Genomic DNA, 22,757 nt, shown 5'->3' with positions numbered 1-22,757 from the left:
GCAGCGGAGAACGGCTGGCCTGAAGCCAGCCGTCTCTGCGACTGTGCCGACGCCCTACCTCATCCCGAGATCTCCTCGAGCTCGCGATCGAGCGTGCGCGGGCCCCATCCTGCGATCGCGACGACCACGATGAGCATGGCGGCGGCGATCAAGCCGAACACGCCCTTGGTGCCCGCGGTCTGCAGGAAGAAGCCGATGACGAAGCTCGCGAAGATCGCACTGAGCCGGCTCAGCGAGTAGGTGAAGCCGACCGCACGGGCGCGGATCCGGGCCGGGAACAATTCGGCCTGATAGTTGTGGAACGAGTAGGACAGGATGTTGTTCGCGAGCGTGATCAATACGCCGAACAGGATCAACAGCGGCATCGTGGTCTGATACGAGAACAGCATGCCGAAAATGCCGATGCCGCAGGCGGCGCCGACCAATTGCCATTTCCGCTCGAACTTGTCGGCGAAGGTCATGGCGAGCAGCGGGCCGAACGGATTGGCGATCGCGATGATGAACGAATAGAGCAGGCTGGCGCCGACATTGATGCCGGTTTGCTGCGCGATCAGGGTCGGCACCCAGGCCGCGAAGCCGTAGAATCCGAAGGTCTGGAAGAACTGGAAGATCATCAGCATGAAGGTGCGGCCGCGATAGGCCGGCTCGAAGATCTCGCCGAGCCGTCCGGTGGCTTCGGTCTTTTCGACCGCATGGCTCCCGGGCGCCGCCAGCGCCGCGCCGTTGAGATCGCGGCGCACCCTGGTCTCGATCTCCGTCGTGATCGCATCGGCCTCGTCGAGCCGGCCCTGGTTGATCAGCCAGCGCGGGCTCTCGGGGACCGCGCGGCGGATGAACCAGACGATCAGCGCGCCGGTCGAGCCGATCAGCACCACCCAGCGCCAGCCGTCCAGGCCGAACGGACTGATCGGCACCAGCATGTAGGCGACGAATGCCACGATCGGCACCACCGAGAACATGACGCCCTGGTTGAAGGCGAAGGCGCGGCCGCGCATCGACTTGGGAACCAGTTCGGACACGTAGGTGTCGATCGTGACCAGCTCCACGCCGATGCCGATGCCGGCGATCAGGCGCCACAGGCTGACGCCGAGACCGGTGCTCTGGAACGCCATCACGAAGGTCGCGGCGCTGTACCACAGCATCGAATAGGTGAAGACCGTGCGGCGTCCGTATTTGTCGGCGACATAGCCGAACGCGCAGGTGCCGATGAACAGGCCGGTGAAGGTCGCCGCCACGAACAGCGCCGGGCCGGCGAAAATGCTGACGGCGACGTCCTTGAGCAGCCCTGCCTTCATCAGGCCGGGGACGACATAGGCGGTCATGAAGAGATCGTAGAGTTCGAACATGCCGCCGAGCGAGAGCAGCGTGATCAGCTTCCACACATGCGCGGTGCCCGGCAGTCGGTCGAGGCGGGCGAGGATGTCCGCGGCGCGCCCCTGGGCGGGCTGGTCAATTGTCGTCATTGGGCCTCCCGTATTTTCTTATGGTGAGGAGCGCACCCTACGCCTGCCGCGGCACGGGCGCGACTTAGCAAACCGGCTGAGATCGGTTCCGGCGCGGCGATGAAATGTTTCGGGAGGCAAAACGCGAAGGGGCGGGAACGTGCAGTGCACACGTTCCAGCGGGTCGAGCGTGGCTCGCTCGTTCTCAGGAAGGCGCGCGCCGATTGCGGAGGAGATGGATCGCGCCACGCGCGAGCTCGTAGGCGACCTTGTGCAGCGTCACCGCGGCGTGGATCATTGCAACAAGCGGATCGTTGCGACGCAGCGGCAGCAGCACATCGCCGATCGCGAACCGGCCGCGCCAGATCGGCTCGATCATGGGGTGGCCCGGCGCGGCCGTGGAATCGGCCGAGACGATCGCCGGATCGGCGCAGAGGTGACGGGTGAGATCCAGCGTCAGTTGTGCGCCGGGCGAGAATTTTGCGAAGCGCTCGTCGATGCCGATCTTGAAGAAGAAGGCGCGGTCCCGATGGCGCACCACGATGCCGCCCGCGACCGGCGTCTCGCCTGCATGCAGGATGACGAGCTCGCAGCCGCCGGCCTCGGCCATCGCAACCGTGGCGCGGCGGATGAAAATTGCATCGCCGGCATGTTGGCTCAGCGCCGTGCCGCGTCTGCCTTTCCAGCCGCCGGCTTCTAGCGCGAGAAAGGTCTCGAGGGCCGATGCGACTTCGCGCGGGCCGCGCGCGACCTCGAAGCGCACCGCGCCATGGGCGGCGAGGCGGTGACGCTGCCGGCGCAGCTCCTTCAACTTTTTCGGCCCAAGCCCATCGCGCAGCAAGGTGTCGGCATCGCGCGTCGCGTCCAGTTGCGCGCGCTGCCAGGCGCTCAGCACGCGCGGGTGCAGCCCGTCGCGCGCCAGCACGGCGCTGATCGCCGCCATCGCCGGGCCTTCGAGCGACATCGTGCGGAGGATCAGCGCATGCGCGCCCGCATCGCGCGCCTGCCGCAGTATCTTCGTAACCGCGTCCTCGGCGGTATCGCGATCGAGCAGCGGCGTGCACAGCGTGCCATAGGGTTCGGCGCCGACCAGCGCAGGCAGCGGCGTCTTGTAGATCCGCCGCATCGGGACGACCGGCAGCAGCCCGATCAACTGGCCCGCGTCGTTGGTGGCACTCAGCGCCGAGGCGTCGGTGCGGCCACGCGCGGAGGCGTTGACCGCCAATTCCCAGTCCGGCTGATAGTAGCCGTTGAGCTCGATCGCGCGATCGGCGACCGCGCGCCATTGCGTGATCGGAATGTCGGACAGCGGCGGCAGCCCATGCGCATCCGTGGCATCGCGTCGCGATGCACGGTGGAGCACTGCCTGGTCAGCGAGTTCGGCCACGTCCCGTTTTCCCCGCGCGAAGCCGGTTCCCAGCCGGCCCGCGTCGTCACCGGCAACGCTAGCGGAAACAGATGGATAATGCCGCCGCGGCCTTCGGGCAATTTGAGCGGTAATGTTAACGAGCCGTTGAGCATGGCCGTCGTGCCGGTCTATGGCGGGCTCTCGCCGTTATTCCGGGGCATCCGAAGCATGAGCCCGGAATCCATACTCAGGATCGTGGTTATGGATTCCAGGCTTTCGCTGACGCGAGCCCCGGAATGACGAAGCCGCATGCACGGGTGACGACGCCGCGTGCTGGGCGAGCGGTGCAACCACGTCGCCTCCTATCGCGCGGCCGTCGAGCCGATCGGCGCTGCGGCCTCGATCGCCTCGTAGTTCTCCGTCAGGCAATTGTCGTCGGCCTCGGCGAGCTTGCGGTCATAGACCGTGCCGTTGTCGATGAAGACGCGGTAGGTCTGGGTGCCGAGCGGCTTGCCGACGACCGATGTCAGCTCGGCGCGGACGCAAGCCGTCCAGCCGATGCCGCGCGGGTCGTGCAACGGGGCGGAGACCCGCACATGGCTCGGCTGCGAGCCCGCGGTGAACACCGCATCCAGTTTGCCGCCGACCAGACGCTTGACGTCCGGAGGCGCTTCCAGCGGCGCTGGCTCGTTCGCCTTGACGCGCAACGCCTCCGGCCACACCGCGTGGCTGTCGGCGAGCCCACAGCCGCCCAATGCCAACGCGCAGCCGGCGAGCAGCGCTGCCACGCTTATCTGTCCCTGTCCCATGGCGATCATTTAATGTGCCGTCGCCAAGATTGCGCCCCCTGGTCGTGCTTAATTCGCGCGGCGTTGCAGTTTTGCCGATCAACAAATGTCGAGAGAGACGTTATGATCGGCCCGGGGTGTTGCCGGATGTTTCCATCACCGGCAGGGGAGAGGAATAGACATGAAGAGCGTCACGGTCGCTGCCGTCATTCTCGCGCTGGTCGCAGGTCCGGCCTTGAGCCCGGCTTTGGCGCAGGGGCACCGCGGGGCGAAGGGCCAGGACAAGCCGGCCGACGCCAAGCCCAAGGTCGACGAGAAGGCCTACAAGGCCGCGCTCGACCGCATCCCCACGCCCAAGGAAAAATACGATCCCTGGGGCGTCACCAAGCCGGCGGTCGATCCTGCCAAGAAGCCGAAATAGATTCGCCGGCGTCGATCATCGTTGGCTGCGACAATTCGACCACTGCCGTGAGCTGCATCACAGATCGGCGTGAACCTTCGCCGCATACTCCCGACCCATTGTTGATGCCGTGGTCGGGAGGTCGCCGTGTTCAGACGCTTGCTGCTCAGCCTGATCGTGCCGGCCGTCATCTTCCTCTCGAATGGTCCGGCGCTCGCCGAGAACCGGCTTGCGCTGGTGATCGGGCAGTCGGCCTACAAATCCGTGCCGGCGTTGCCCAATCCCGCCAACGACGCGAGAGCGATGTCCGAGATGCTGACCAATGCCGGGTTCACGGTGACGTCGGCCTCCGATCTGTCGCAGGACGAGATGCGCACCCGGATCAGCGACTTCGCCGCCGAGGTCGCGGCCAAGGGCGCCGACGCCGTCGCGCTGGTGTTCTACGCCGGACACGGCCTGCAGATCGACGGCGAGAATTATTTGGTGCCGGTCGATGTCGACCCGAAGCGCGAGGCCGACATTCCGCTCCAGGCGGTGCGCCTCAACGACATCCTGAACACGCTGGCCTCGGTGCCGAGCCGGATGCGGATCCTGTTGCTGGATGCCTGCCGCAACAATCCGTTCCCCGAGCTCAGCAAGACCGCGGGCCATGGGCTTGCGATCGTCGACGCCAGGATCGGCGCGCCCGGCACCTTCGTGTCGTTCTCGACCTCGCCGGGCGCTGAGGCCGAAGATGGCAGCGGCGCCAACAGCCCGTACACGACGGCCTTGCTGGCCACCGCCAAGCAGCCGGGCGTTCCGATCGAGGACACGTTCAAGCGCGTCCGCCTTGCCGTGAACCAGGCGACCGACGGCCGTCAGACGCCGTGGGATTCATCGTCGCTGACCGAGGATTTCCGCTTCGTCGCCGGTCCGGCGTCGGCGCCTGAGCAGGCGCAGGCGTCCGCGGTCGAGCCGAAGCCGGATGCGGCGAAGCGCAGCGTCTACGATTGGACGCGCGAATTGCAGGGCAAGCCGGTCGAAGCGTCCAACGAGCTGATCGTGGGCGCCGCCACCGATGAAGCCTATGAGGCTTTCGCCAAGGTCTATGCCGGCACGCCGCGCGGGCTGCAGGCGCGTGACTGGCTCGACCGGCATCGCCGCATGGTGGCGTGGGAAAATGCCGTGCTCGCCAACACGGCGGCGGCCTATCGCGCCTTCCTCGCGCAGTATCCCGACAGCGATCTCACCTTGACCGCGCGCAAGATGATCGAGCGGCTGCGCTACCGGCCCGACACCATGGCCGCCATCGTGCCGGCGACCAATGTCGCGCTGGCCGGCCCGACCTGTCCGTGCAGCGTCGCGCCGGCGCCGTTGAAGAAGGTCGATGCGCCGACGCTCGAGAAAGCCTATGCCCCGGCGAAGAAAAAGCGCGTCGAAACCGAACCGCCGAAGCGCGGCAAGACCCGCCGGGCGCGCGCCGCCGATGACGACGATGTCGTGGTGGTGCGCCGTCCGCCGCCGGCCGTGGTCTACGAACCGGTGGGGCCGCCGGTCGGTGTCGGCATCGGCTATGGCGGCGGTTTTCGTGGTGGCGGGTACGGCTATGGTTATGGCGGCGGACGTGGCCGCGGGGGTAGATACTGAGGCAGCGATCGCTTACATCGTCTGCCGGATGCGGCGAACGGGAATGATCGCATCGGCCGGAGGACGCGATGCGATCCCTGCTTCGTCTGCTCACTGTGCTGCTGTGTGTTGCTTCGCCCGCGCTGGCCTGGGAGCATTGGGGCGGCGACCGCGGCGGACAGCGCTTCTCACGGCTCGACCAGATCACGCCTGACAATGTCGGCACGCTGCTGCGCGCCTGGGACTTCCGCACCGGCGATCTCGAAAGCCGCGCGCCCGAGGTGATGAAGCGCACCAAGTTCGAGGCGACGCCGCTGTTCGTCGAAGACAGCCTGATCTTCTGCACGCCGTTCAACGAGGTGATCGCGCTCGATCCCGGCACCGGTGCACCAAAATGGCGCTTCGATCCGAAGATCTCGACCGCGCAGCGCCCGGCCAACCGCTACAACTGCCGCGGCGTCGCCTACTGGGTCGACGACCGCGCACCGGAAGGCGCGGCGTGCCGGTCGCGGATCTTCACCGGCACCAACGACGTCCGGCTGATTGCGCTCGATGCCAAGACCGGAAAGCCGTGCGCGGATTTCGGCAGCGGTGGCGAGATCAGGATCAATCCCGGGATCGGTCTGAAGTGGCCCGGCGAATTCCAGATTACCTCTGCGCCGGTGATCGGCCACGGCGTCGTGGTGGTGGGATCGTCGATCGCCGACAACGTCCGGGCCGATGCGCCGCTCGGCGCGGTGCGGGCCTTCGACGCAAGGACGGGGCAGCCGCGCTGGAGTTTCGATCCGCTGGTTCATGACGGGGTCAGCGCCGGCCACAGCAATGTCTGGGCGCCGATGTCGGTCGACGAGGCGCGGGGACTGGTGTTCCTGCCGACGACATCGCCGAGCCCGGATTTTTGGGGCGGCAAGCGACCGGGCAATGATGAGCACGCCAACTCGGTGGTGGCGTTGCGGATCGAGACCGGCGAATTGGTGTGGGCGTTCCAGACCGTGCATCACGATGTCTGGGACTACGATCTGCCCGCGCAGCCGACGCTGGCACGGATCGACACCGGCGATGGCCAGCGCGACGTCGTGATCCAGCCGACCAAGACGGGCTTCGTGTTCGTGCTCGACCGTGACACCGGCAAGCCGGTGTGGCCGGTCGAGGAGCGCGCGGTGCCACAGGGTGGCGCGGAAGGCGAGCAATTGTCGCCGACGCAGCCGTTCCCGACCCATGTGCCGCCGCTGTTGACGCAACGCGTCTCCGTCGACGATGTGACCCAGGGTTTTGGGCGTTCAGCTTGCGAGCAGCTGCTCGCCGCTTCGCGCAACGAGGGTCTGTTCACGCCGCCCTCGACGCAGGGCACGGTGGTCTATCCGATGACCGGCGGCGGCGTGAACTGGGGCAGCGCGGCGTTCGATCCGGTCAACCAGATCCTCTACGCCAATGTCAGCCACGCCATCCACATCGTCAAGCTGATGCCGCGTGAGGAGGCCAAGGGCTTCAATCCGCCGCCGGGCCATGATTTCGGCCGGCAGGAGGGTGCGCCGTTCGCGATGTTGCGCGGGCTTGCGGTGTCGCCGCTCGGCACGCCCTGCAACAAGCCGCCCTGGGGCGAGATGGTGGCGGTCGACCTCAAGGCCGGCAAGATCCTCTGGCATTCGATGGTCGGCACCAGCGAGGATCTGGCGCCGCTCGGCATTGCGCTCCATACCGGCACGCCGCTGCTCAGCGGCGTCGTGATCACCGCAAGCGGATTGGTGTTCACGGGCGCGATGGATGCCTATCTGCGCGCCTTCGATGCGAAGTCGGGCCGCGAGTTGTGGCTCGGCCGCCTGCCGGTGCCGGGCGTCGCCAATCCGATGACCTATCTGTGGAAGGGCGAGCAGTATGTCGCGATCGGCGCCGGCGGCCATTCCGAGGCCGGTACCTCGATCGGCGACAGCGTTGTGGCATTTCGCCTGCCGCAGCCGGGCGAGGGCGCATCGCTATGGACGCGGCTGGTCGACCGTCCTGGTGGGAGGTTTGCAGTCAAGGCGATCGAGGCGCTGCTCGTGCTGATTGCCCTCGTTGCGTTGGTCGTATTGCTGCGGCGCCGGCGGAGGGCGCGCCGCGTCAACGCTGTCTGAAGCTCTGATCCGCCGGCGTGCCCGTTGCACCGCGGCATTGTCATAAATCAGAAACACGATTTCTCAACGCGCGCATCGAAACGACGTGCGGTTTGATCGGCGCGGTGTCATGCTTGCAGGTGCCGCGACGTTTCGTTTACGAATTCGCGTGCGGAGTCGCCGGGGGATTCCCAGCGATCTGTTCATTTTCAGACATTGCTTACGGAGATTTCCGATGAAGGTCACTGCCTCGATCCTGCTCGCCGCCGCGCTCGCCCTGTCGTCCGCGCCGGCCAATGCCGTCGTCCTCGACCTCTCGACCATGACTTGCAAGCAGTTCGTCGAAGGCGGCGACGACACCATCAAGATGGTGCTGACCTGGATGGACGGCTGGTACAAGGGCGATTCCGACGAGGCGATCATCGACACCGACGTGTTCGTCGAGAACGCCAAGAAGTTCGGCACCTATTGCGGCAAGAACCCGACGATGAGCATCGTCAACGCCGCCGAGGCCGTGCTCGGCAAGTAGTTACAGCATCGCGAACGCGCTCGAGACCATCGCCACCGGCTTGTTGTCGGTGGCGGACAAAAGCGTGACGCGACCGAAGCTCATGGTGCGGCCGAGCCTGACCACGCGCGCATCGGCGAGCACGTCGGAAGCGGTCACCGCGCGCATGAAATGCGTGGTCTGATCGACCGTCGTCATCGGCCGATAGCCTTTGTTGGCGGCGAGGTTGGCGATCACCATCGCGGTGTCGGCGAAGGCCATCAGCGCCTGGCCGCTGACGATGCCGCCACTGCGGCACAGCCGTTCGGAGAACGGCATGCGCAGCACGGCGCCGGGCTGCCAGTCGGCCGCGTTGCCGGGCGGCGGGGTGAACTCGAACTGCTCGAGCGACAGGTTGAGCTCCAGCACCCACGGCGCAAAGATCTCGCCGAGCGCGCGTCTCGCATCTTCGATTCCGAACTCACCGGCCTGCTGCATGACGTTCCGTTTCCCCTGCTGATGTCATCGTGGCCTAGCCGTGCGCGACATGCACGCCCGGCAACTTGCCGTCGTTCCATTTGCCGCCGATGGCGCGCTCGATCTGGGCCGAGAGCTGCAGCAACAGACCGTCATTGGCCTGCCTGGCGATCGCCTGGATGCCGAGCGGCAGGCCGTGCTCGTTGGTTGCGAGCGGCAGCGAGATCGCCGGGATGCCGCAGAGATTGGCAAGCGGCGTGAATGCGAAATTGCGCCAGAGATTGCCGAACCAGTCCAGCACCGATGGATTGTCGCTGATGGTGAGATACTCCGTGGTGCCGACCTTCGGCGTCGGCAGCGCCGTGACCGGCGTCAGGATGATGTCCCAGTCCTCGAAGAAAGCGCCGAAGCCGCGCGATGTCGTGTTGAAGACCGCCTGCATGCGGGCGCGATCGGCGAAGCTCGTGTCTTTGCCATGCTCCCAGATCCGGATGTTGATCGGCTCGATCAAATCCGCCGGCGGACGCTCCATCTCGCGCGCCGCCAGCATGTTGCCGATCACGACCGCGAAATTGCTGATGTAGCAGGTGGTCTGGGCGGCGAACGCCGCCTGGTAGTCGATCGCGGGCAGGGCGTAGTCGACCTGATGGCCGAGGCCTTCGAGGAAGCGTCCGACCCGTTCGAGCTCGGCTGCGATGTGCGGCGTCGCGCGATGGTCGCCCCATTGGTGCGACAGTGCGATCCTGAGACGGCCGGGATCGCGCGCGATCATCGCCGTGTATGGCTCGCTCGAACTCCAGAACGGGATGAACTCGCCGGGCGCGGGCCCGCGGCAGGCGTCGACAAAGGCGGCGGTGTCGCGCACCGTGCGCGACTGGCAGCCCTGGATCGAGACCAGGCCGGAGAGATCGGACAGATGCGGCGCAAGCGAGAACACGCCGCGCGACACTTTTAGCCCGATATTGCCGTTGACCCCGGCTGGAATGCGGATCGAGCCGCCGCCGTCGGTCGCGTGCGCGATCGGGACTGCGCCGGCGGCGACCATCGCCGCGCTGCCGGCCGACGAGCCGCAGGTGGTGTAGTCGGTATTCCAGGGATTGCGCGTGACATAGACGGCGGGATTTTCCGCAGAGCTGCAGACCCCGAATTCCGGCGTCGTGGTGCGGCCGATCAGGTTGAGGCCGGCCTTGCGCAGCTGCGTCGTCAGGAAGGTATCTTCCTTGGCGCGATTGCCGCGCATCATCAGCGAGCCCATCTCCTGCAGCCGCCCCTTCAGCGTCGGGCCGAGATCCTTCATCAGGAAGGGCAGGCCGGCGAACGGGCCGTCGAGGTTGACGCCGTCGCGGGCGGGATCGGCGATCACGTCGTCGAACAGCTCGACGACGCCGGAGAGCGCGCCATCGACCCTGGCGACCCCGGCGGCGGCCTGCGCTGCCAGCTCCTTCGGCGTGAGCTCGCCCCTCCTGACGCGGGCGGCGAGCGCCGTTCCATCATGCTGCGCCCATTCGTCCCAGCTCATCGCTAAAGTCATGCCGTCGATTCCTTATGTCCCTTTGTTTCGCACTGTAATTTGCCGTCATGCAGGGTCAATTCACCCCGGCCCGCGGTGGGTCGCCGGCTTGAAAATGCCCCAGTTTTGGGGCTTTATCGCACGCTCGCCAAGGGGACGTGCACGGGGATATGCGCGAGGGGATGGGCCGCTCATGTTTCGCAGACTTCTGATGCTCGGCAGCGTGATTGCGATCGGGCTTGCACTCAGCGGCTGCACCAGGTGCGGCCCGATCTGGGACGACTGGATGCACTCGCCGAAATCCTGCAAGTCGGACAATCTCTAGAAACATGACGGGGCCTAGGGCAGGCGCGCTCGGCGGTGATATACCCCTGACCAAAGACAAGGGAGCCTTCTCATGAGAGTTTTATGCGCGGTTGCGGTTGCGGCGCTGCTGTCGGCGCCGGCCTATGCGCAGATGCCCAACATCAACCTGATGCCCGAGGTCCAGAGCAAGACCCAGGAGCAGAAGGACCAGGACGCGGTCAACGACAAGGCCTACAAGGATTCGCTGCGCAAGATTCCAGACGCCAAGACGTCGTCCGACCCCTGGGGGGCGGTGCGCAGCGATCCGCCCAAACAGGCGGCCCATCCCTCCGCCAAGCCGAAGACCAAGACTGGCAGCACCGCCCAGCAAAGCCAGTAGCCGCTCACATCGCTGCGGACTCGGATTCCGCCGACATCGGCCCTATATTGGAGGGCGTCGTCAGTTGGTCCGGAGTTGCGACAGATGGTGTCTCGGCCGCGCGATCTTGCCAGCCGGATGGCCGCTCGGCGGAAGGCCGGTGACGGCTATCTGCGCGAGACCTTTACACTGCCGCGTGACCAGGCTCGCACACGGGCCCGCGCGTTCCTTAGCCGCTATCCGAAGGCCGCTTATATGAGCGCAGTGGAGAGCTGGCGCGAACTGCCCGGCGGCGACATCGAATTTACGATGCGGCGGCTGGCCACCGCGGACTGAAAGCGGGACGAGGACGCAAATGCGGTGTCGCAGTTCGTCCGGATCCGGGCGTCAGTCGTTCCGGCCCTGACCAAGCCGTTTCAGCTCGCGGTTGATCTTCAATTGCACCCTTCGGATCGCCAAAAGATCGAGCTTGGCCTCGGTCCTGCCCGTGTAGACGCGCGTTCCGATCTGGAAGCGCCATTGCCAGACGCCGGCCACGATCTCGGTGACGCTGAATTCGATGCCCTTGTGGATCATTGATCGAGGCCCCGCGGCGACTCGAACCGATAGTCGAATTTTAAACCAAAAGTTGTATCAATAATTAAAACACGTCAAACGCTAATATGATGCTGCCCGCTGTTCGGGCCTCAGTTTATTGTGAACCCTGATCGCGGTTCGCGGCGGACTGCCAGGGCGCGATCGGCCTTGCAGCATCGGTCATTGCTAAGGGAACACCGATGGAACTTAGCTCTTCCGCGGAAGGTTACGAATTTTTTTGGGGCTCAGGAGAGGGACCAAGGTCGTATGCGGATGGAGCCGAACCCTTGCAGGGAAGCGCCGGCCGTACTTGAAAACTATTTCTAACTGCCTGATTTCGCGAAAGAAGGCCGAGCGGGGGTGACGTCCATCCGCAAGCCCGGAACTTTGTTCTGGCCCGGAGAACTACGGACGCATGGGTGCGCTGAATGATCATCGGCATCGGCGGCATCAGGCGACAAGCGCCGATGCGATTCGGATGCCGAGGCCGAAGGCGAGCGGCGCATCGGGGCGCGATCGCGATACTCTTGTCATCCCGCGCACGGCTTTGATCACCCCATCAGGGACGACGAAGCCCACGGCAATTTCGGCGTCGATCCATTCCAGGAGAACATCGCGCCGGCCGCTTCGGTAGTCCTACTGAGAACGTAGTAAGGCACGGTTACGACTGACTTAATTGGACGCGAGCAGCGCCGGGATTCGACTTCGCCGGCCACGGCTTAGGCGGCCTTTATCGTGAACGGGATTTACCTGTTGGAAAGAACATATTGCGAACATAGAACAAACATGGTACATCGTTCCCAATTAACAACGCATACGATCCGGCCTTCGTCACCCGTTTGTCCCGCTAGCGAATCCCCGCCATAAGGAGCACATCCCAATGTCTGCCACTGCCCTGCGTATCGTCGAAGGATCCTCCATGGACAAGTCCAAGGCGCTCTCAGCTGCGCTCTCCCAGATCGAGCGTCAGTTCGGCAAGGGCTCGGTGATGAAGCTCGGCAAGAACGACCGCTCGATGGACGTCGAGACGGTGTCGTCGGGGTCGCTCGGGCTCGATATCGCGCTCGGCGTCGGCGGCCTGCCGAAGGGCCGCGTCGTGGAGATCTACGGGCCGGAATCCTCGGGGAAAACCACGCTGGCGCTGCACACGGTGGCCGAAGGCCAGAAGAAGGGCGGCATCTGCGCCTTCATCGACGCCGAGCACGCGCTCGATCCGGTCTATGCCCGCAAGCTCGGCGTCAACATCGACGAGCTCCTGATCTCGCAGCCCGACACCGGCGAGCAGGCCTTGGAGATCTGCGACACGCTGGTGCGTTCGGGTGCAATCGACGTGCTGGTGATCGATTCGGTCGCCGCGCTGGTGCCGAAGGCCGAGCTCGAGGGCGAGATGGGCGACGCGCTGCCGGGCCTGCAGGCGCGCCTGATGAGCCAGGCGCTGCGCAAGCTCACCGCCTCGATCAACAAGTCCCACACCATGGTGATCTTCATCAACCAGATCCGCATGAAGATCGGCGTGATGTACGGCTCGCCGGAAACCACCACCGGCGGCAATGCGCTGAAGTTTTATGCCTCGGTCCGCCTCGACATCCGCCGGATCGGCGCGATCAAGGAGCGCGACGAGGTGGTCGGCAACACCACCCGCGTCAAGGTGGTGAAGAACAAGCTGGCGCCGCCGTTCAAGCAGGTCGAGTTCGACATCATGTACGGCGAGGGCGTCTCCAAGATGGGCGAGATCCTCGACCTCGGCGTCAAGGCCGGCCTGGTCGAGAAGTCCGGCGCCTGGTTCTCCTATGACAGCCAGCGGCTCGGCCAGGGCCGCGAGAATTCCAAGGCGTTCCTGAAAGCGAACCCCGACATCACCGCCAAGATCGAAGCCGCGATCCGGCAGAATTCCGGACTGATCTCCGAGCAGATTCTCGCCGGCACGCCCGAGCGTGACGCCGAAGGCGAGGAGCCTGCCGACGAGTAAGCCCTCGCGGCCGATACGATGTCGCTGCAAGCGGGCGCTGAGGACGTTGAGTTGCCGACGTTCTCAGTGCCCGTTTCGCTTGATGATGTTGAGTGAGCGAGTCGATGAAGCGTTTGATTTTGACAGGTTCGTCCGGTACCGACCTGGAGCGCGCGGGGCTGGCTGAGAGCGTCCTGTCGTTTAGGTTTCGGTTCGTCTGGGGGCCGTTACCGTTGCCGCAGAAGCTCGATGCTTATTTCGGCGTGCGGCTGGACCAGGACCCGGGCGATCACTGGTCCGACTGGCTGCTCCGGCGGCGGGACCGCGATGCCGTGAAGCATCTTACCTTCATCGAATATTGCGAATCGTTCGATCGCATCGAACTGTGGTTCGATCCCGAGCCGAACGATCAATTGCAACTGGCTTGCCTGCTCGATTATGTTCGGTCTCATTCGGAGACGATGGCCAAGCTCGAATTGCGCCTGGTCGGCTTCCATCTGATCACCGTCGAACCGACGTGGTCCGGATGGAAGGAGGTGCCTCTTGTCAACGTCCGACCGGCGCATGTCGCGGCCGCAAGCGAGGTCTGGCGGGCGTATGGCACCTCGACACCCGAGGCCTGCTTTGACGTGCTCCAGCGTGACCTGAGCGCGTTTCCCTTGCTGCGGCCGGCTCTGCTCGACCTGCTTCAGGAGCTTCCCTGGGCGTCGTCGGGACTGGGCGCGACCGAAATGCGCCTGCTCGAGCTGATCGGGGCAGGGTTCATGGGCACGAACGTGCTGTTCTACCTTCGCGGTTTCCGGCAATGCGATGTGTTCAACGACTGGGAAATCGGCACCCTGCTCGAAGGGCTCGCACACGGTCCGAGACCGGCGATATCGGGATTGGACGATGAGTTGCGCGTCATCGACCATGGGAATCTGCGAGACCGCCTTGCTGCCTATCAGCGCAGCCGCCTGTCAGTCACAGAATTCGGCAAGGCAGTGCTGGCGCACAAGGAAGACTTCTCGCGTCACAACCCAATCGATCGCTGGTGGGGCTGCACGCATCTCACCAACGACAATCTCTGGCGTTCCGATCTCACGCTCACGGGACCGTAGCGCCGGCACAGAAACGAAGCGGGGCAGGCGATGTTTCTTGTTCAGACCGGGCGGGCAACGCGCACGCGCAAATATTCAATCCTGATGATCTTTGCGCTGTTTCTGCTCGTCTCCATGCTCGTCATTTTCACGATGCATTGGGATGTGCTCCCGGAGAAACCGGCAACGCCAAAGGATGCCGAGTGAAGTCCATGAGCTGACCAGCCGCGCGCGAGCAAGCCTTACCCCTGCGCCAGCGCCTTCTCCCGGCCAGCAATCAGTGCCCGCAATTCCTCCGTCACCGCGACCGATTGATGCGTCGTCTGGTCGGTCGCGACCCAGATGATCTCGCCGGTGGCGCGGAGGTCGTCCGAGCCCGTGGCGAAGATCGCGAGTGCCAGTGTGATCGAGGAGCGGCCGATCTTTGCGACGCGGACGCAGACGTCGATGTCCTCGTCGAACCGGATCGGCGCCTTGTATTCGACGACCGACTTCACCGTGTGGAAGTCGATGCCTGATCGCGCGACCTCGCCGAGATAGTCATAGCCGACGGCGCGGAAATATTCGGTGATCGCCGTGTCGAAGTAGGTCAGATAGTGGGCGTTGAACACCACGGCCTGCGCGTCGACCTCGGAATAGCGGACGCGAAACGGGAAGTGAAACCAGAACGCCTCGCGCATGTCACCTCCTGCCGCGGTCTTACGATAGCAGACCGTAGTCTGTAGGATGGGTGGAGCGCAGCGATACCCATCGACTTTTGTGCGCGTGGCGAGATGATGGGTATCGCTGCGCTCCACCCATCCTACGAGAGCGTTACTCCGCGGCTTCGGCGTAATCCTCGACCGGCGGGCACGAGCACACCAGGTTGCGGTCGCCATAGACGTTGTCGACGCGGCCGACCGGGCTCCAGTATTTGTCTGATCGCGAGACGCCGGCGGGGAAGCAGCCCTCGGCGCGGCTATAGGCCCTGTTCCACGCATCGTCGGCGATATCGTGGACCGTGTGCGGCGCGTGGCGCAGCGGCGAGACCTCGATGGTCCAGCGGCCCTTCTCGACCTCGGCGATCTCGTTGCGGATCGCGATCATGGCGTCGCAGAAGCGGTCGATCTCGATCTTGGACTCCGATTCGGTCGGTTCGATCATCAAGGTGCCCGCGACCGGGAAGCTCATGGTCGGGGCGTGGAAGCCGTAGTCGATCAGGCGCTTGGCAATGTCGTCGACGGTGACGCCGCTCGTCGTCTTCAGCGGTCGCGGGTCGATGATGCATTCATGCGCGACGCGGCCTTTGGCATTGCGATACAGCACCGGGAAATGCGGCTCGAGCCGCGCGGCGATGTAGTTGGCATTGAGGATCGCAACCTCCGTGGCACGCGTGAGCCCTTCGCCGCCCATCATCAGGATGTAGATGTAGGAGATGGTCAGGATCGACGCCGAGCCGAACGGCGCGGCCGAGACCGGGCCAACCGGATGCACGGTCGCGTCATCAGTCGTGGGATGGCCGGGCAGGTAAGGCGCCAAATGCGCCTTGACGCCGATCGGGCCCATGCCCGGGCCGCCGCCGCCATGCGGAATGCAGAAGGTCTTGTGCAGGTTGAGATGGCTGACGTCGGCACCGTAATCGCCCGGCCGCGACAGCCCGACCTGCGCATTCATGTTGGCGCCGTCGAGATAGACCTGTCCGCCATGGGCATGCACGATGTCGCAGATCTCGCTGATGTGCTCCTCGAACACGCCGTGGGTCGACGGGTAGGTGATCATCACGGCGGCGAGATTGGCGGAATGCTTCTCCACCTTGGCGCGGAGATCGCCGACATCGACGTCGCCGCGCGCGTCGCAGGCGACCACCACGACATTCATGCCGACCATCGCGGCCGAGGCCGGATTGGTGCCGTGCGCGGAGGAGGGGATCAGGCAGACCTTGCGGTGCGGCTCGCCGCGCGCGAGGTGATAGCCCCGGATCGCGAGCAGCCCGGCATATTCGCCCTGCGCGCCGGAATTCGGCTGCAGCGACACCGCGTCATAGCCGGTGATGTCGCACAGCCACGCCTCCAGCCGCTTGAACAGCGCGTAATAGCCCTTGGCCTGATCCGCTGGCGCAAACGGATGCAGATGGCCGAACGCCGGCCAGGTCAGCGGAATCATCTCCGACGTCGCGTTGAGTTTCATCGTGCAGGAGCCGAGCGGGATCATCGCGCGGTCGAGCGCCAGGTCACGGTCGCTCAGCTTGCGCATGTAACGCAACAGCTCGGTCTCCGAGCGATGGGTGTTGAACACCGGATGGGTGAGGAACGGGCTCGTGCGCTTGAGTTCCTTCGGCAGCGCGTCGCGTGTGGTGGCTTCGATCTCGGCATAGGCGAGCTTGCCGCCGAAGATGCGCCACACAGCCTCGACGGTTTCCGCCGTGGTGGTCTCGTCGAGCGCGATGCCGAGCGTGGTCGCGCCGATGCGGAGATTGATCCGCTCGGCAAACGCGCGGGTGGTGAACTCGCTCTGTTTCGTGCCGACCTCGACGGTCACGGTGTCGAAGAAGGCCTCGCTCGTCAGCGCGAAGCCGAGCTTGCGCAGGCCAGCGGCGAGCACGGCGGCGCGACGATGCACGCTCCGTGCGATGTGGGTCAGGCCCTCGGGGCCGTGATAGACCGCATACATCGAGGCGATCACCGCCAGCAGTACCTGCGCAGTGCAGATGTTGGACGTCGCCTTCTCGCGGCGGATATGCTGCTCGCGGGTCTGCAGCGCCAGCCGATAGGCCGGCTGCCCACGTGAATCCACGGAGAGGCCGACGATGCGGCCGGGCAGCGAGCGCTTCAGCGCATCGCGCACCGCCATGTAGGCGGCATGCGGCCCGCCATAGCCCATCGGCACACCAAAACGCTGTGCCGAGCCGACCGCGATGTCGGCGCCGAGCTCGCCGGGCGAGGCGATCTGCGTCAGCGCCAGCAGGTCGGCAGCGACGATCGCCAGCGCACCCTTGGCGCGCAGACCTGCGATGGCCGGGCGCAGGTCGCGCACTGCGCCTGTCGTGCCCGGATATTGCAGCAGCGCGCCGACCACGTCGGTCTTGTCGAGCTCGGTCAGGGGATCGCCGACGATCAGGGCCCAGCCCAACGGTGCGGCACGGGTGCGCATCACCGCGAGCGTCTGCGGATGCACCTCCTTGTCGACAAAGAATGCCTTTGCCTTCACCTGCGAATGGCGCTCGGCGAGCGCCATCGCCTCCGCCGCCGCGGTCGCCTCGTCGAGCAGCGAGGCGTTGGCGACGTCGAGCCCGGTGAGATCGCAGATCATGGTCTGGAAGTTGAACAGCGCCTCCAGCCGGCCCTGGCTGATCTCCGGCTGATAGGGCGTATACGCGGTGTACCAGGCCGGGTTCTCCAGGATGTTGCGCTGGATCACCGCGGGCAGGATGGTGCCGGAATAGCCCTGGCCGATCAGCGAGGTGAACACCTGGTTCTGCGCGGCGAGCTCGCTCATGTGGGCGAGCGCCTCGGTCTCGCTCAGCGCGCGGCCGGGCTCGAGTGGCATCTTCTGGCGGATCGAAGACGGCAGCGTCTCGCCCATCAGCGCCTGCAGGCTTGCAGCCCCGACCGTCTCCAGCATCGCGTCGATGTCGCGCGGCGAGGGGCCGATGTGGCGGCGGACGAAATCGGTGGCGGCGTCGTTGGTCGGCTTGAAGGGCGCGTTCATGGGAACACCTCAGGCGATGTGCGCGGCGTAGGCGGCTTCATCCATCAGGCCGCCGAGCTCGCTCTTGTCTGCAATCTTCAGCTTGAAGAACCAGGCCTTGCCGGCGGCATCCGAATTGACCAGCGCGGGCTCGGCTGCGAGGTCCTCGTTCACCTCGACCACCTCTCCGGTGATCGGCGCATAGACGTCGGAGGCCGCCTTGACGGACTCGACGACGGCGGCAGCTTCGGCCTTCTTCAGGCTGCGGCCGACCTTGGGCAGTTCGACGAACACGACGTCGCCGAGCTGCGACTGCGCGTAATCGGTGATGCCGATGGTGGCGACGTCGCCTTCGATATGGAGCCACTCGTGGTCGGACGTGTACAGCGTCGTCATGGAAAACCTCTGGCGTTTAGCGTTTGTAGGTGTTGGGAACGAACGGCGTGGCGGCGACCTTCAGCGGCAGCCGCTGGCCGCGCACCTCGGCAAAAACGGTGGTGCCGATGGCAGTCAACCAGTTGGGCAGATAGCCCATCGCCACCGGCGCATTGAGGCTCGGGCCGAAGCCGCCCGAGGTCACTTTTCCGATCGGTTCGGTCGAGGTCGGATCGGCAAACAGGACTGCGCCCTCGCGCACCGGCGCGCGGCCTTCTGGCTTCAGGCCCACGCGGCGGCGCGACGCGCCTTGCGCGAACTGGGCGAGGATCTTGTCGGCTCCCGGAAAGCCGCCGGCGCGGACGCCACCGTCGCGGCGGACTTTTTGCACCGACCATTCCAGCGCGCCTTCGACCGGCGTCGTCGTGGTGTCGATGTCGTGGCCGTAGAGGCAGAGTCCGGCTTCGAGCCGCAGGCTGTCGCGGGCGCCGAGCCCGATCGGCAGCACGTCCGGATTGTCGAGGAGGGTGCTGACCAGGGCTGCCGCCTTGTCGGCCGGGACGGAAATCTCAAAGCCGTCCTCGCCGGTATAGCCGGAGCGCGAGACGAAGCAGTCGATATCGCCGATGCGGCGCGGGCCGGAATCCATGAATTTCATCGAACTGACATCTGCACAAAGTTTCGCCAGCGCCGATTCAGCCTTCGGTCCCTGCAGCGCGATCAGCGCGCGGTCGGCCAGCGAAACGATGTCGCAGGTATCGGAGAGCTGCGCGCGCAGATGTGCCTCGTCTTCATCCTTGCAGGCGGCGTTGACCACCAGGAACAAATGGTCTCCGAAATTCGCGACCATGAGGTCGTCGAGCAGGCCGCCGTCAGCATTGGTGAATTGCGCGTAACGCTGCCGTCCCGGGGCGATGCCGAGAACGTCTTGCGGCACCAGTTTTTCCAGCGCGAGCGCCGCGTCGGCGACCTTGCCGGACTTCGGCTTCAGCACGAGCTGGCCCATATGCGAGACGTCGAACAGTCCGGCGTCCTTGCGGGTGTGCAGGTGTTCTTTCAGCACGCCAGCCGTGTATTGCACCGGCATGTCATAGCCGGCGAATGGCACCATCCTGGCGCCGCGCGCCAAGTGCAGCGCATGCAGCGGGGTCTGTTTCAGCGGGGAGTTTTCGCGCGCAAGCATCCAGAGGCCCTCGCGGGTTCCCGCCGGGGACCTATTTCCCCCAGGAAACCTGCAGAAAGCCCCATCTGTCGCTGTGCCTGAGAGTATTATCCCGTCGGCGGACGCATAGGGGAGAACCCCAGCGCCTCTTTCCAGATGTCAGACGTCACGCGGTCCGTTTGCCTGAGAGTTTCCGGGGCGGTTGCTCCTTCGGCGCCGGCGCAAGGCCGGTCTCTCCCGACGTGACTAGTAACAGGATGGTAAGAAACACGGCACCACCAGGACTGTCAACGCAGCTCTCGCTACTATCCAACGGGCTTTGTGCTGTCGCGGCAAGCCCATGATCTGCCTGCACAGTTTCTGGACACCGTCGCCCGCAATGTCTAAAAGCGTTCGGCCGGAAAAGGGCGCGAAATTGCGCCTGACCGGCCCTTTTTCCGGTTGGATGAACATGAGCAGCGTCAACGACATCAGGTCGACTTTTCTGAATTTCTTCAAGGAGAACGGCCACGAGATCGTCTCCTCGTCGCCGCTGGTGCCGCGCAACGACCCGACCCTGATGTTCACCAATGCCGGCATGGTGCAGTTCAAGAACGTCTTCACCGGCGTCGAGAAGCGGCCCTATCAGCGCGCCACCACCTCGCAGAAATGCGTGCGCGCCGGAGGCAAGCACAACGACCTCGACAATGTCGGCTACACCGCGCGCCATCTCACCTTCTTCGAGATGCTCGGCAACTTCTCGTTCGGCGATTACTTCAAGGAGCGTGCGATCGAGCTTGCCTGGAACCTGATCACCAGGGATTTCGGGCTGAACAAGGACAAGCTGCTCGTCACCGTCTACCACACCGACGACGAGGCGGCCGGCTTCTGGAAGAAGATCGCGGGCTTCACCGACGATCGCATCATCCGGATCCCGACCTCCGACAACTTCTGGGCGATGGGCGACACCGGCCCGTGCGGCCCGTGCTCGGAGATCTTCATCGACCGCGGCGAGCACATCTGGGGCGGCCCTCCGGGCAGCCCGGAGGAGGATGGCGACCGCTTCCTCGAATTCTGGAACCTAGTGTTCATGCAGTACGAGCAGGTGACGAAGGAGGAGCGCGTGGCGCTGCCGCGTCCCTCGATCGACACCGGCATGGGGCTGGAGCGCATGGCCTCCATCATGCAGGGCGTCGAGAGCGTGTTCGAGACCGACCTGTTCCGTCACCTGATCGATGCGGCCTCGTCCGCGCTCGGCCACGGGCCGAGCAAGCAGAACGTCGCATCCTACCGGGTGATCGCCGACCATCTGCGCTCGTCGGCTTTCCTGATTGCCGACGGCGTGCTGCCCTCCAACGAGGGCCGCGGCTACGTGCTGCGCCGGATCATGCGCCGCGCAATGCGCCATGCGCAGCTGTTGGGCGCCCATGAGCCGCTGATGCACCGCCTGGTCTGGGCGCTGGTCCGCGAGATGGGCCAGGCCTATCCGGATCTGGTGCGCGCCGAGAAGCTGATCGAGGAGACGCTGCGGCTGGAGGAGACCCGCTTCCGCAAGACGCTGGCGCGAGGCCTGTCGATCCTCGACGAGAAGAGCGCCGGCCTCAAGAAGGGCGACATGTTCGACGGCGACACCGCCTTCACGCTCTACGACACTTACGGTTTCCCGCTCGATCTGACGCAGGACGCGCTGAAGTCGCGCGGCATCAGCGTCGATCAGGCCTCGTTCACCGACGCGATGGAGCGGCAGCGCGAGAAGGCGCGCGCCTCCTGGGCAGGCTCAGGCGAGGCGGCGACCGAGAGCGTCTGGTTTCCGCTGCGCGAGAAGCTCGGTGCCACCGAATTTCTCGGCTATGAGACCGAGAGCGCGGAAGGCGTCGTTGCGGCGCTGGTCAAGGACGGCGCCGAGGTCGATAGCCTCAAGGCGGGCGAGAGCGGCGCGATCGTGTTGAACCAGACGCCGTTCTACGGCGAGTCCGGCGGCCAGGTCGGCGACATCGGCGTGCTGACGGGTGAGGGCGTCACGTTCCGCGTCACCGACACGCAGAAGAGGGCCGGCGATCTCTTCGTGCATCTGGGCACCGTGGAACAGGGCACGCTGAAGGCCGGCACCGCGCTGCAACTCGAGGTCGATCACACCAGGCGGTCGTCGATCCGCGCGCATCATTCCGCGACCCACATCCTGCACGAGGCGTTGCGCCAGGTGCTCGGCGACCACATTGCGCAGCGCGGCTCGCTGGTCGCGCCCGATCGGCTGCGCTTCGACTTCGTGCATCCGAAGCCGATCACGCCGGAAGAGCTCGCCCGCATCGAGGACATCGCCAACGACGTCGTGCTCGAAAATGCCGAGGTCTCGACCCGCATCATGGGCGTTGACGACGCGCGTGAGGCCGGCGCCCGCGCGCTGTTCGGCGAAAAATATGGCGACGAGGTCCGCGTGGTTTCGATGGGCAACGCCGACCGCGAGCACGGCCAGAACGCGCTGGGCTGGTCGGTCGAATTGTGCGGCGGTACCCATGTCCGGCGCACTGGCGACATCGGCCTGATCTCGGTGACGGGCGAAGGCGCGGTCGCCTCCGGCGTGCGCCGCATCGAGGCGCTGACCGGCCGCTATGCCCGCAAGCACGCCAACGACACCATGGCGCTGGCCAAGACCGCGGCGGCCGAGCTGCGCACCACGGTCGAGGACGTGCCGGCCCGCATCACCACGCTGCTCGATGAGCGCAAGAAGCTCGAACGCGATTTGTCGGACGCCCGCAAGAAGCTCGCGATGGGCGGCGGTGGCGGTGGATCGAACGGCGCAGCCTCGGCCGTCCGCGAGGTCGGCGACGTCAAGCTGCTGGCCCGCGCGGTCGAGGGCGTCGAGACCAAGGACCTGAAGAGTCTTGTTGACGACGGCAAGAAGCAGATCGGCTCCGGCGTGGTTGCGATCGTCGGCGTCACCGAGGACGGCAAGGCCGGCATCGTGGTCGGCGTCACCGCCGATCTCACCTCGCGCTTCAACGCGGTCGAGCTGGTGCGCAAGGGCTCCGAAGCGCTCGGCGGCAAGGGCGGCGGCGGCCGGGCCGACATGGCGCAGGCCGGCGGTCCCGATGGCGCCAAGGCCGACGCGGCATTGACCGCGATCGAACAGGCGATGGCCAACGCCTGACGGAGAGGCA

At 65.4% G+C, this 22,757-nt stretch carries 20 protein-coding genes and 1 riboswitch; of the genes, 10 read left to right on the top strand and 10 right to left on the bottom strand.

Annotated elements, in window-relative coordinates:
- Nucleotides 1–59: 59 nt before the first annotated feature.
- The 3 genes from IC762_RS23935 to IC762_RS23925 all read right to left on the bottom strand — a co-directional run bounded on the left by IC762_RS23935 (nucleotide 60) and on the right by IC762_RS23925 (nucleotide 3,578).
- Complete coding sequence (locus IC762_RS23935) at nucleotides 60–1,463, bottom strand: MFS transporter (RefSeq protein ID WP_195784666.1); 1,404 nt, start codon at nucleotides 1,461–1,463, stop codon at nucleotides 60–62.
- Nucleotides 1,464–1,647: 184 nt separating this feature from the next.
- The gene (locus IC762_RS23930; RefSeq protein ID WP_195784665.1) at nucleotides 1,648–2,829 is read right to left on the bottom strand and encodes a GNAT family N-acetyltransferase; all 1,182 of its coding nucleotides are present in this window, start codon (nucleotides 2,827–2,829) and stop codon (nucleotides 1,648–1,650) included.
- 323 nt (nucleotides 2,830–3,152) lie between these two features.
- Nucleotides 3,153–3,578 carry a hypothetical protein gene (locus tag IC762_RS23925; protein ID WP_246801197.1) on the bottom strand — a complete coding sequence of 142 codons (426 nt, stop codon included), beginning with the start codon at nucleotides 3,576–3,578 and terminating at the stop codon, nucleotides 3,153–3,155.
- Between the two features lie 181 nt (nucleotides 3,579–3,759).
- Between IC762_RS23925 and IC762_RS23920 the strand changes: the two genes are divergently transcribed.
- From IC762_RS23920 to IC762_RS23905, 4 genes are all read left to right on the top strand, one after another.
- Nucleotides 3,760–3,999, top strand: a complete 240-nt coding sequence (locus tag IC762_RS23920; protein WP_195784663.1) for a hypothetical protein — start codon at nucleotides 3,760–3,762, stop codon at nucleotides 3,997–3,999.
- 126 nt (nucleotides 4,000–4,125) lie between these two features.
- On the top strand, nucleotides 4,126–5,604 hold the full coding sequence (locus tag IC762_RS23915) for a caspase family protein (RefSeq protein ID WP_195784662.1): 1,479 nt from the start codon (nucleotides 4,126–4,128) through the stop codon (nucleotides 5,602–5,604).
- A gap of 68 nt (nucleotides 5,605–5,672) precedes the next feature.
- Nucleotides 5,673–7,697, top strand: a complete 2,025-nt coding sequence (locus IC762_RS23910; RefSeq protein WP_195784661.1) for a pyrroloquinoline quinone-dependent dehydrogenase — start codon at nucleotides 5,673–5,675, stop codon at nucleotides 7,695–7,697.
- Nucleotides 7,698–7,911: 214 nt separating this feature from the next.
- Nucleotides 7,912–8,205, top strand: a complete 294-nt coding sequence (locus IC762_RS23905) for an HdeA/HdeB family chaperone (RefSeq protein ID WP_195784660.1) — start codon at nucleotides 7,912–7,914, stop codon at nucleotides 8,203–8,205.
- On the opposite strand, the gene IC762_RS23900 is transcribed toward IC762_RS23905, so the two are convergent.
- Entirely contained in the window at nucleotides 8,206–8,661 is a 456-nt protein-coding gene (locus tag IC762_RS23900; RefSeq protein ID WP_195784659.1) for a PaaI family thioesterase, read from the bottom strand. It lies immediately after the preceding gene.
- 34 nt (nucleotides 8,662–8,695) lie between these two features.
- Nucleotides 8,696–10,171, bottom strand: a complete 1,476-nt coding sequence (locus IC762_RS23895) for an amidase (protein ID WP_195784658.1) — start codon at nucleotides 10,169–10,171, stop codon at nucleotides 8,696–8,698.
- Nucleotides 10,172–10,343: 172 nt separating this feature from the next.
- Between IC762_RS23895 and IC762_RS23890 the strand changes: the two genes are divergently transcribed.
- From IC762_RS23890 to IC762_RS23880, 3 genes are all read left to right on the top strand, one after another.
- Nucleotides 10,344–10,475: a peptidylprolyl isomerase gene (locus tag IC762_RS23890; protein ID WP_195784657.1), complete on the top strand. Its 132-nt coding sequence runs from the start codon at nucleotides 10,344–10,346 to the stop codon at nucleotides 10,473–10,475.
- Between the two features lie 72 nt (nucleotides 10,476–10,547).
- Nucleotides 10,548–10,835, top strand: coding sequence for a hypothetical protein (locus tag IC762_RS23885; protein WP_195784656.1), 288 nt, complete (start codon nucleotides 10,548–10,550; stop codon nucleotides 10,833–10,835).
- A gap of 84 nt (nucleotides 10,836–10,919) precedes the next feature.
- Nucleotides 10,920–11,150 (top strand): hypothetical protein, encoded by a 231-nt coding sequence (locus IC762_RS23880; RefSeq protein ID WP_195784655.1) that lies wholly within the window; start codon nucleotides 10,920–10,922, stop codon nucleotides 11,148–11,150.
- Between the two features lie 51 nt (nucleotides 11,151–11,201).
- Here the strand turns inward: IC762_RS23880 and IC762_RS23875 are convergent, their stop codons facing one another.
- On the bottom strand, nucleotides 11,202–11,390 hold the full coding sequence (locus IC762_RS23875) for a hypothetical protein (RefSeq protein WP_195784654.1): 189 nt from the start codon (nucleotides 11,388–11,390) through the stop codon (nucleotides 11,202–11,204).
- Between the two features lie 880 nt (nucleotides 11,391–12,270).
- Here IC762_RS23875 and recA point away from each other — a divergent pair.
- Both recA and IC762_RS23865 read left to right on the top strand, forming a co-directional pair.
- Nucleotides 12,271–13,359 (top strand): recombinase RecA, encoded by a 1,089-nt coding sequence (gene recA, locus IC762_RS23870; protein ID WP_195784653.1) that lies wholly within the window; start codon nucleotides 12,271–12,273, stop codon nucleotides 13,357–13,359.
- Between the two features lie 104 nt (nucleotides 13,360–13,463).
- Nucleotides 13,464–14,438: a hypothetical protein gene (locus IC762_RS23865; RefSeq protein WP_195784652.1), complete on the top strand. Its 975-nt coding sequence runs from the start codon at nucleotides 13,464–13,466 to the stop codon at nucleotides 14,436–14,438.
- A gap of 221 nt (nucleotides 14,439–14,659) precedes the next feature.
- On the opposite strand, the gene IC762_RS23860 is transcribed toward IC762_RS23865, so the two are convergent.
- The 4 genes from IC762_RS23860 to gcvT all read right to left on the bottom strand — a co-directional run bounded on the left by IC762_RS23860 (nucleotide 14,660) and on the right by gcvT (nucleotide 19,641).
- Nucleotides 14,660–15,097 carry an acyl-CoA thioesterase gene (locus IC762_RS23860; protein WP_195784651.1) on the bottom strand — a complete coding sequence of 146 codons (438 nt, stop codon included), beginning with the start codon at nucleotides 15,095–15,097 and terminating at the stop codon, nucleotides 14,660–14,662.
- 133 nt (nucleotides 15,098–15,230) lie between these two features.
- Complete coding sequence (gene gcvP, locus IC762_RS23855; protein WP_195784650.1) at nucleotides 15,231–18,104, bottom strand: aminomethyl-transferring glycine dehydrogenase; 2,874 nt, start codon at nucleotides 18,102–18,104, stop codon at nucleotides 15,231–15,233.
- Nucleotides 18,105–18,113: 9 nt separating this feature from the next.
- Complete coding sequence (gene gcvH / locus IC762_RS23850; RefSeq protein WP_195784649.1) at nucleotides 18,114–18,479, bottom strand: glycine cleavage system protein GcvH; 366 nt, start codon at nucleotides 18,477–18,479, stop codon at nucleotides 18,114–18,116.
- A gap of 16 nt (nucleotides 18,480–18,495) precedes the next feature.
- Nucleotides 18,496–19,641 (bottom strand): glycine cleavage system aminomethyltransferase GcvT, encoded by a 1,146-nt coding sequence (gcvT, locus tag IC762_RS23845; RefSeq protein WP_195784648.1) that lies wholly within the window; start codon nucleotides 19,639–19,641, stop codon nucleotides 18,496–18,498.
- A gap of 141 nt (nucleotides 19,642–19,782) precedes the next feature.
- Nucleotides 19,783–19,870, bottom strand: a riboswitch (glycine riboswitch).
- A 201-nt stretch (nucleotides 19,871–20,071) separates the two neighbouring features.
- On the opposite strand from gcvT, the gene alaS reads away from it, so the two are divergent.
- A complete protein-coding gene (gene alaS, locus IC762_RS23840; protein WP_195784647.1) occupies nucleotides 20,072–22,747 on the top strand; it encodes an alanine--tRNA ligase in 2,676 nt (891 codons plus the stop codon).
- Nucleotides 22,748–22,757: the final 10 nt, after the last annotated feature.

Origin of the sequence: Bradyrhizobium genosp. L (assembly GCF_015624485.1) — a bacterium.
GTDB lineage: Bacteria > Pseudomonadota > Alphaproteobacteria > Rhizobiales > Xanthobacteraceae > Bradyrhizobium.
This window is presented reverse-complemented; position numbering and strand designations above follow the sequence as displayed.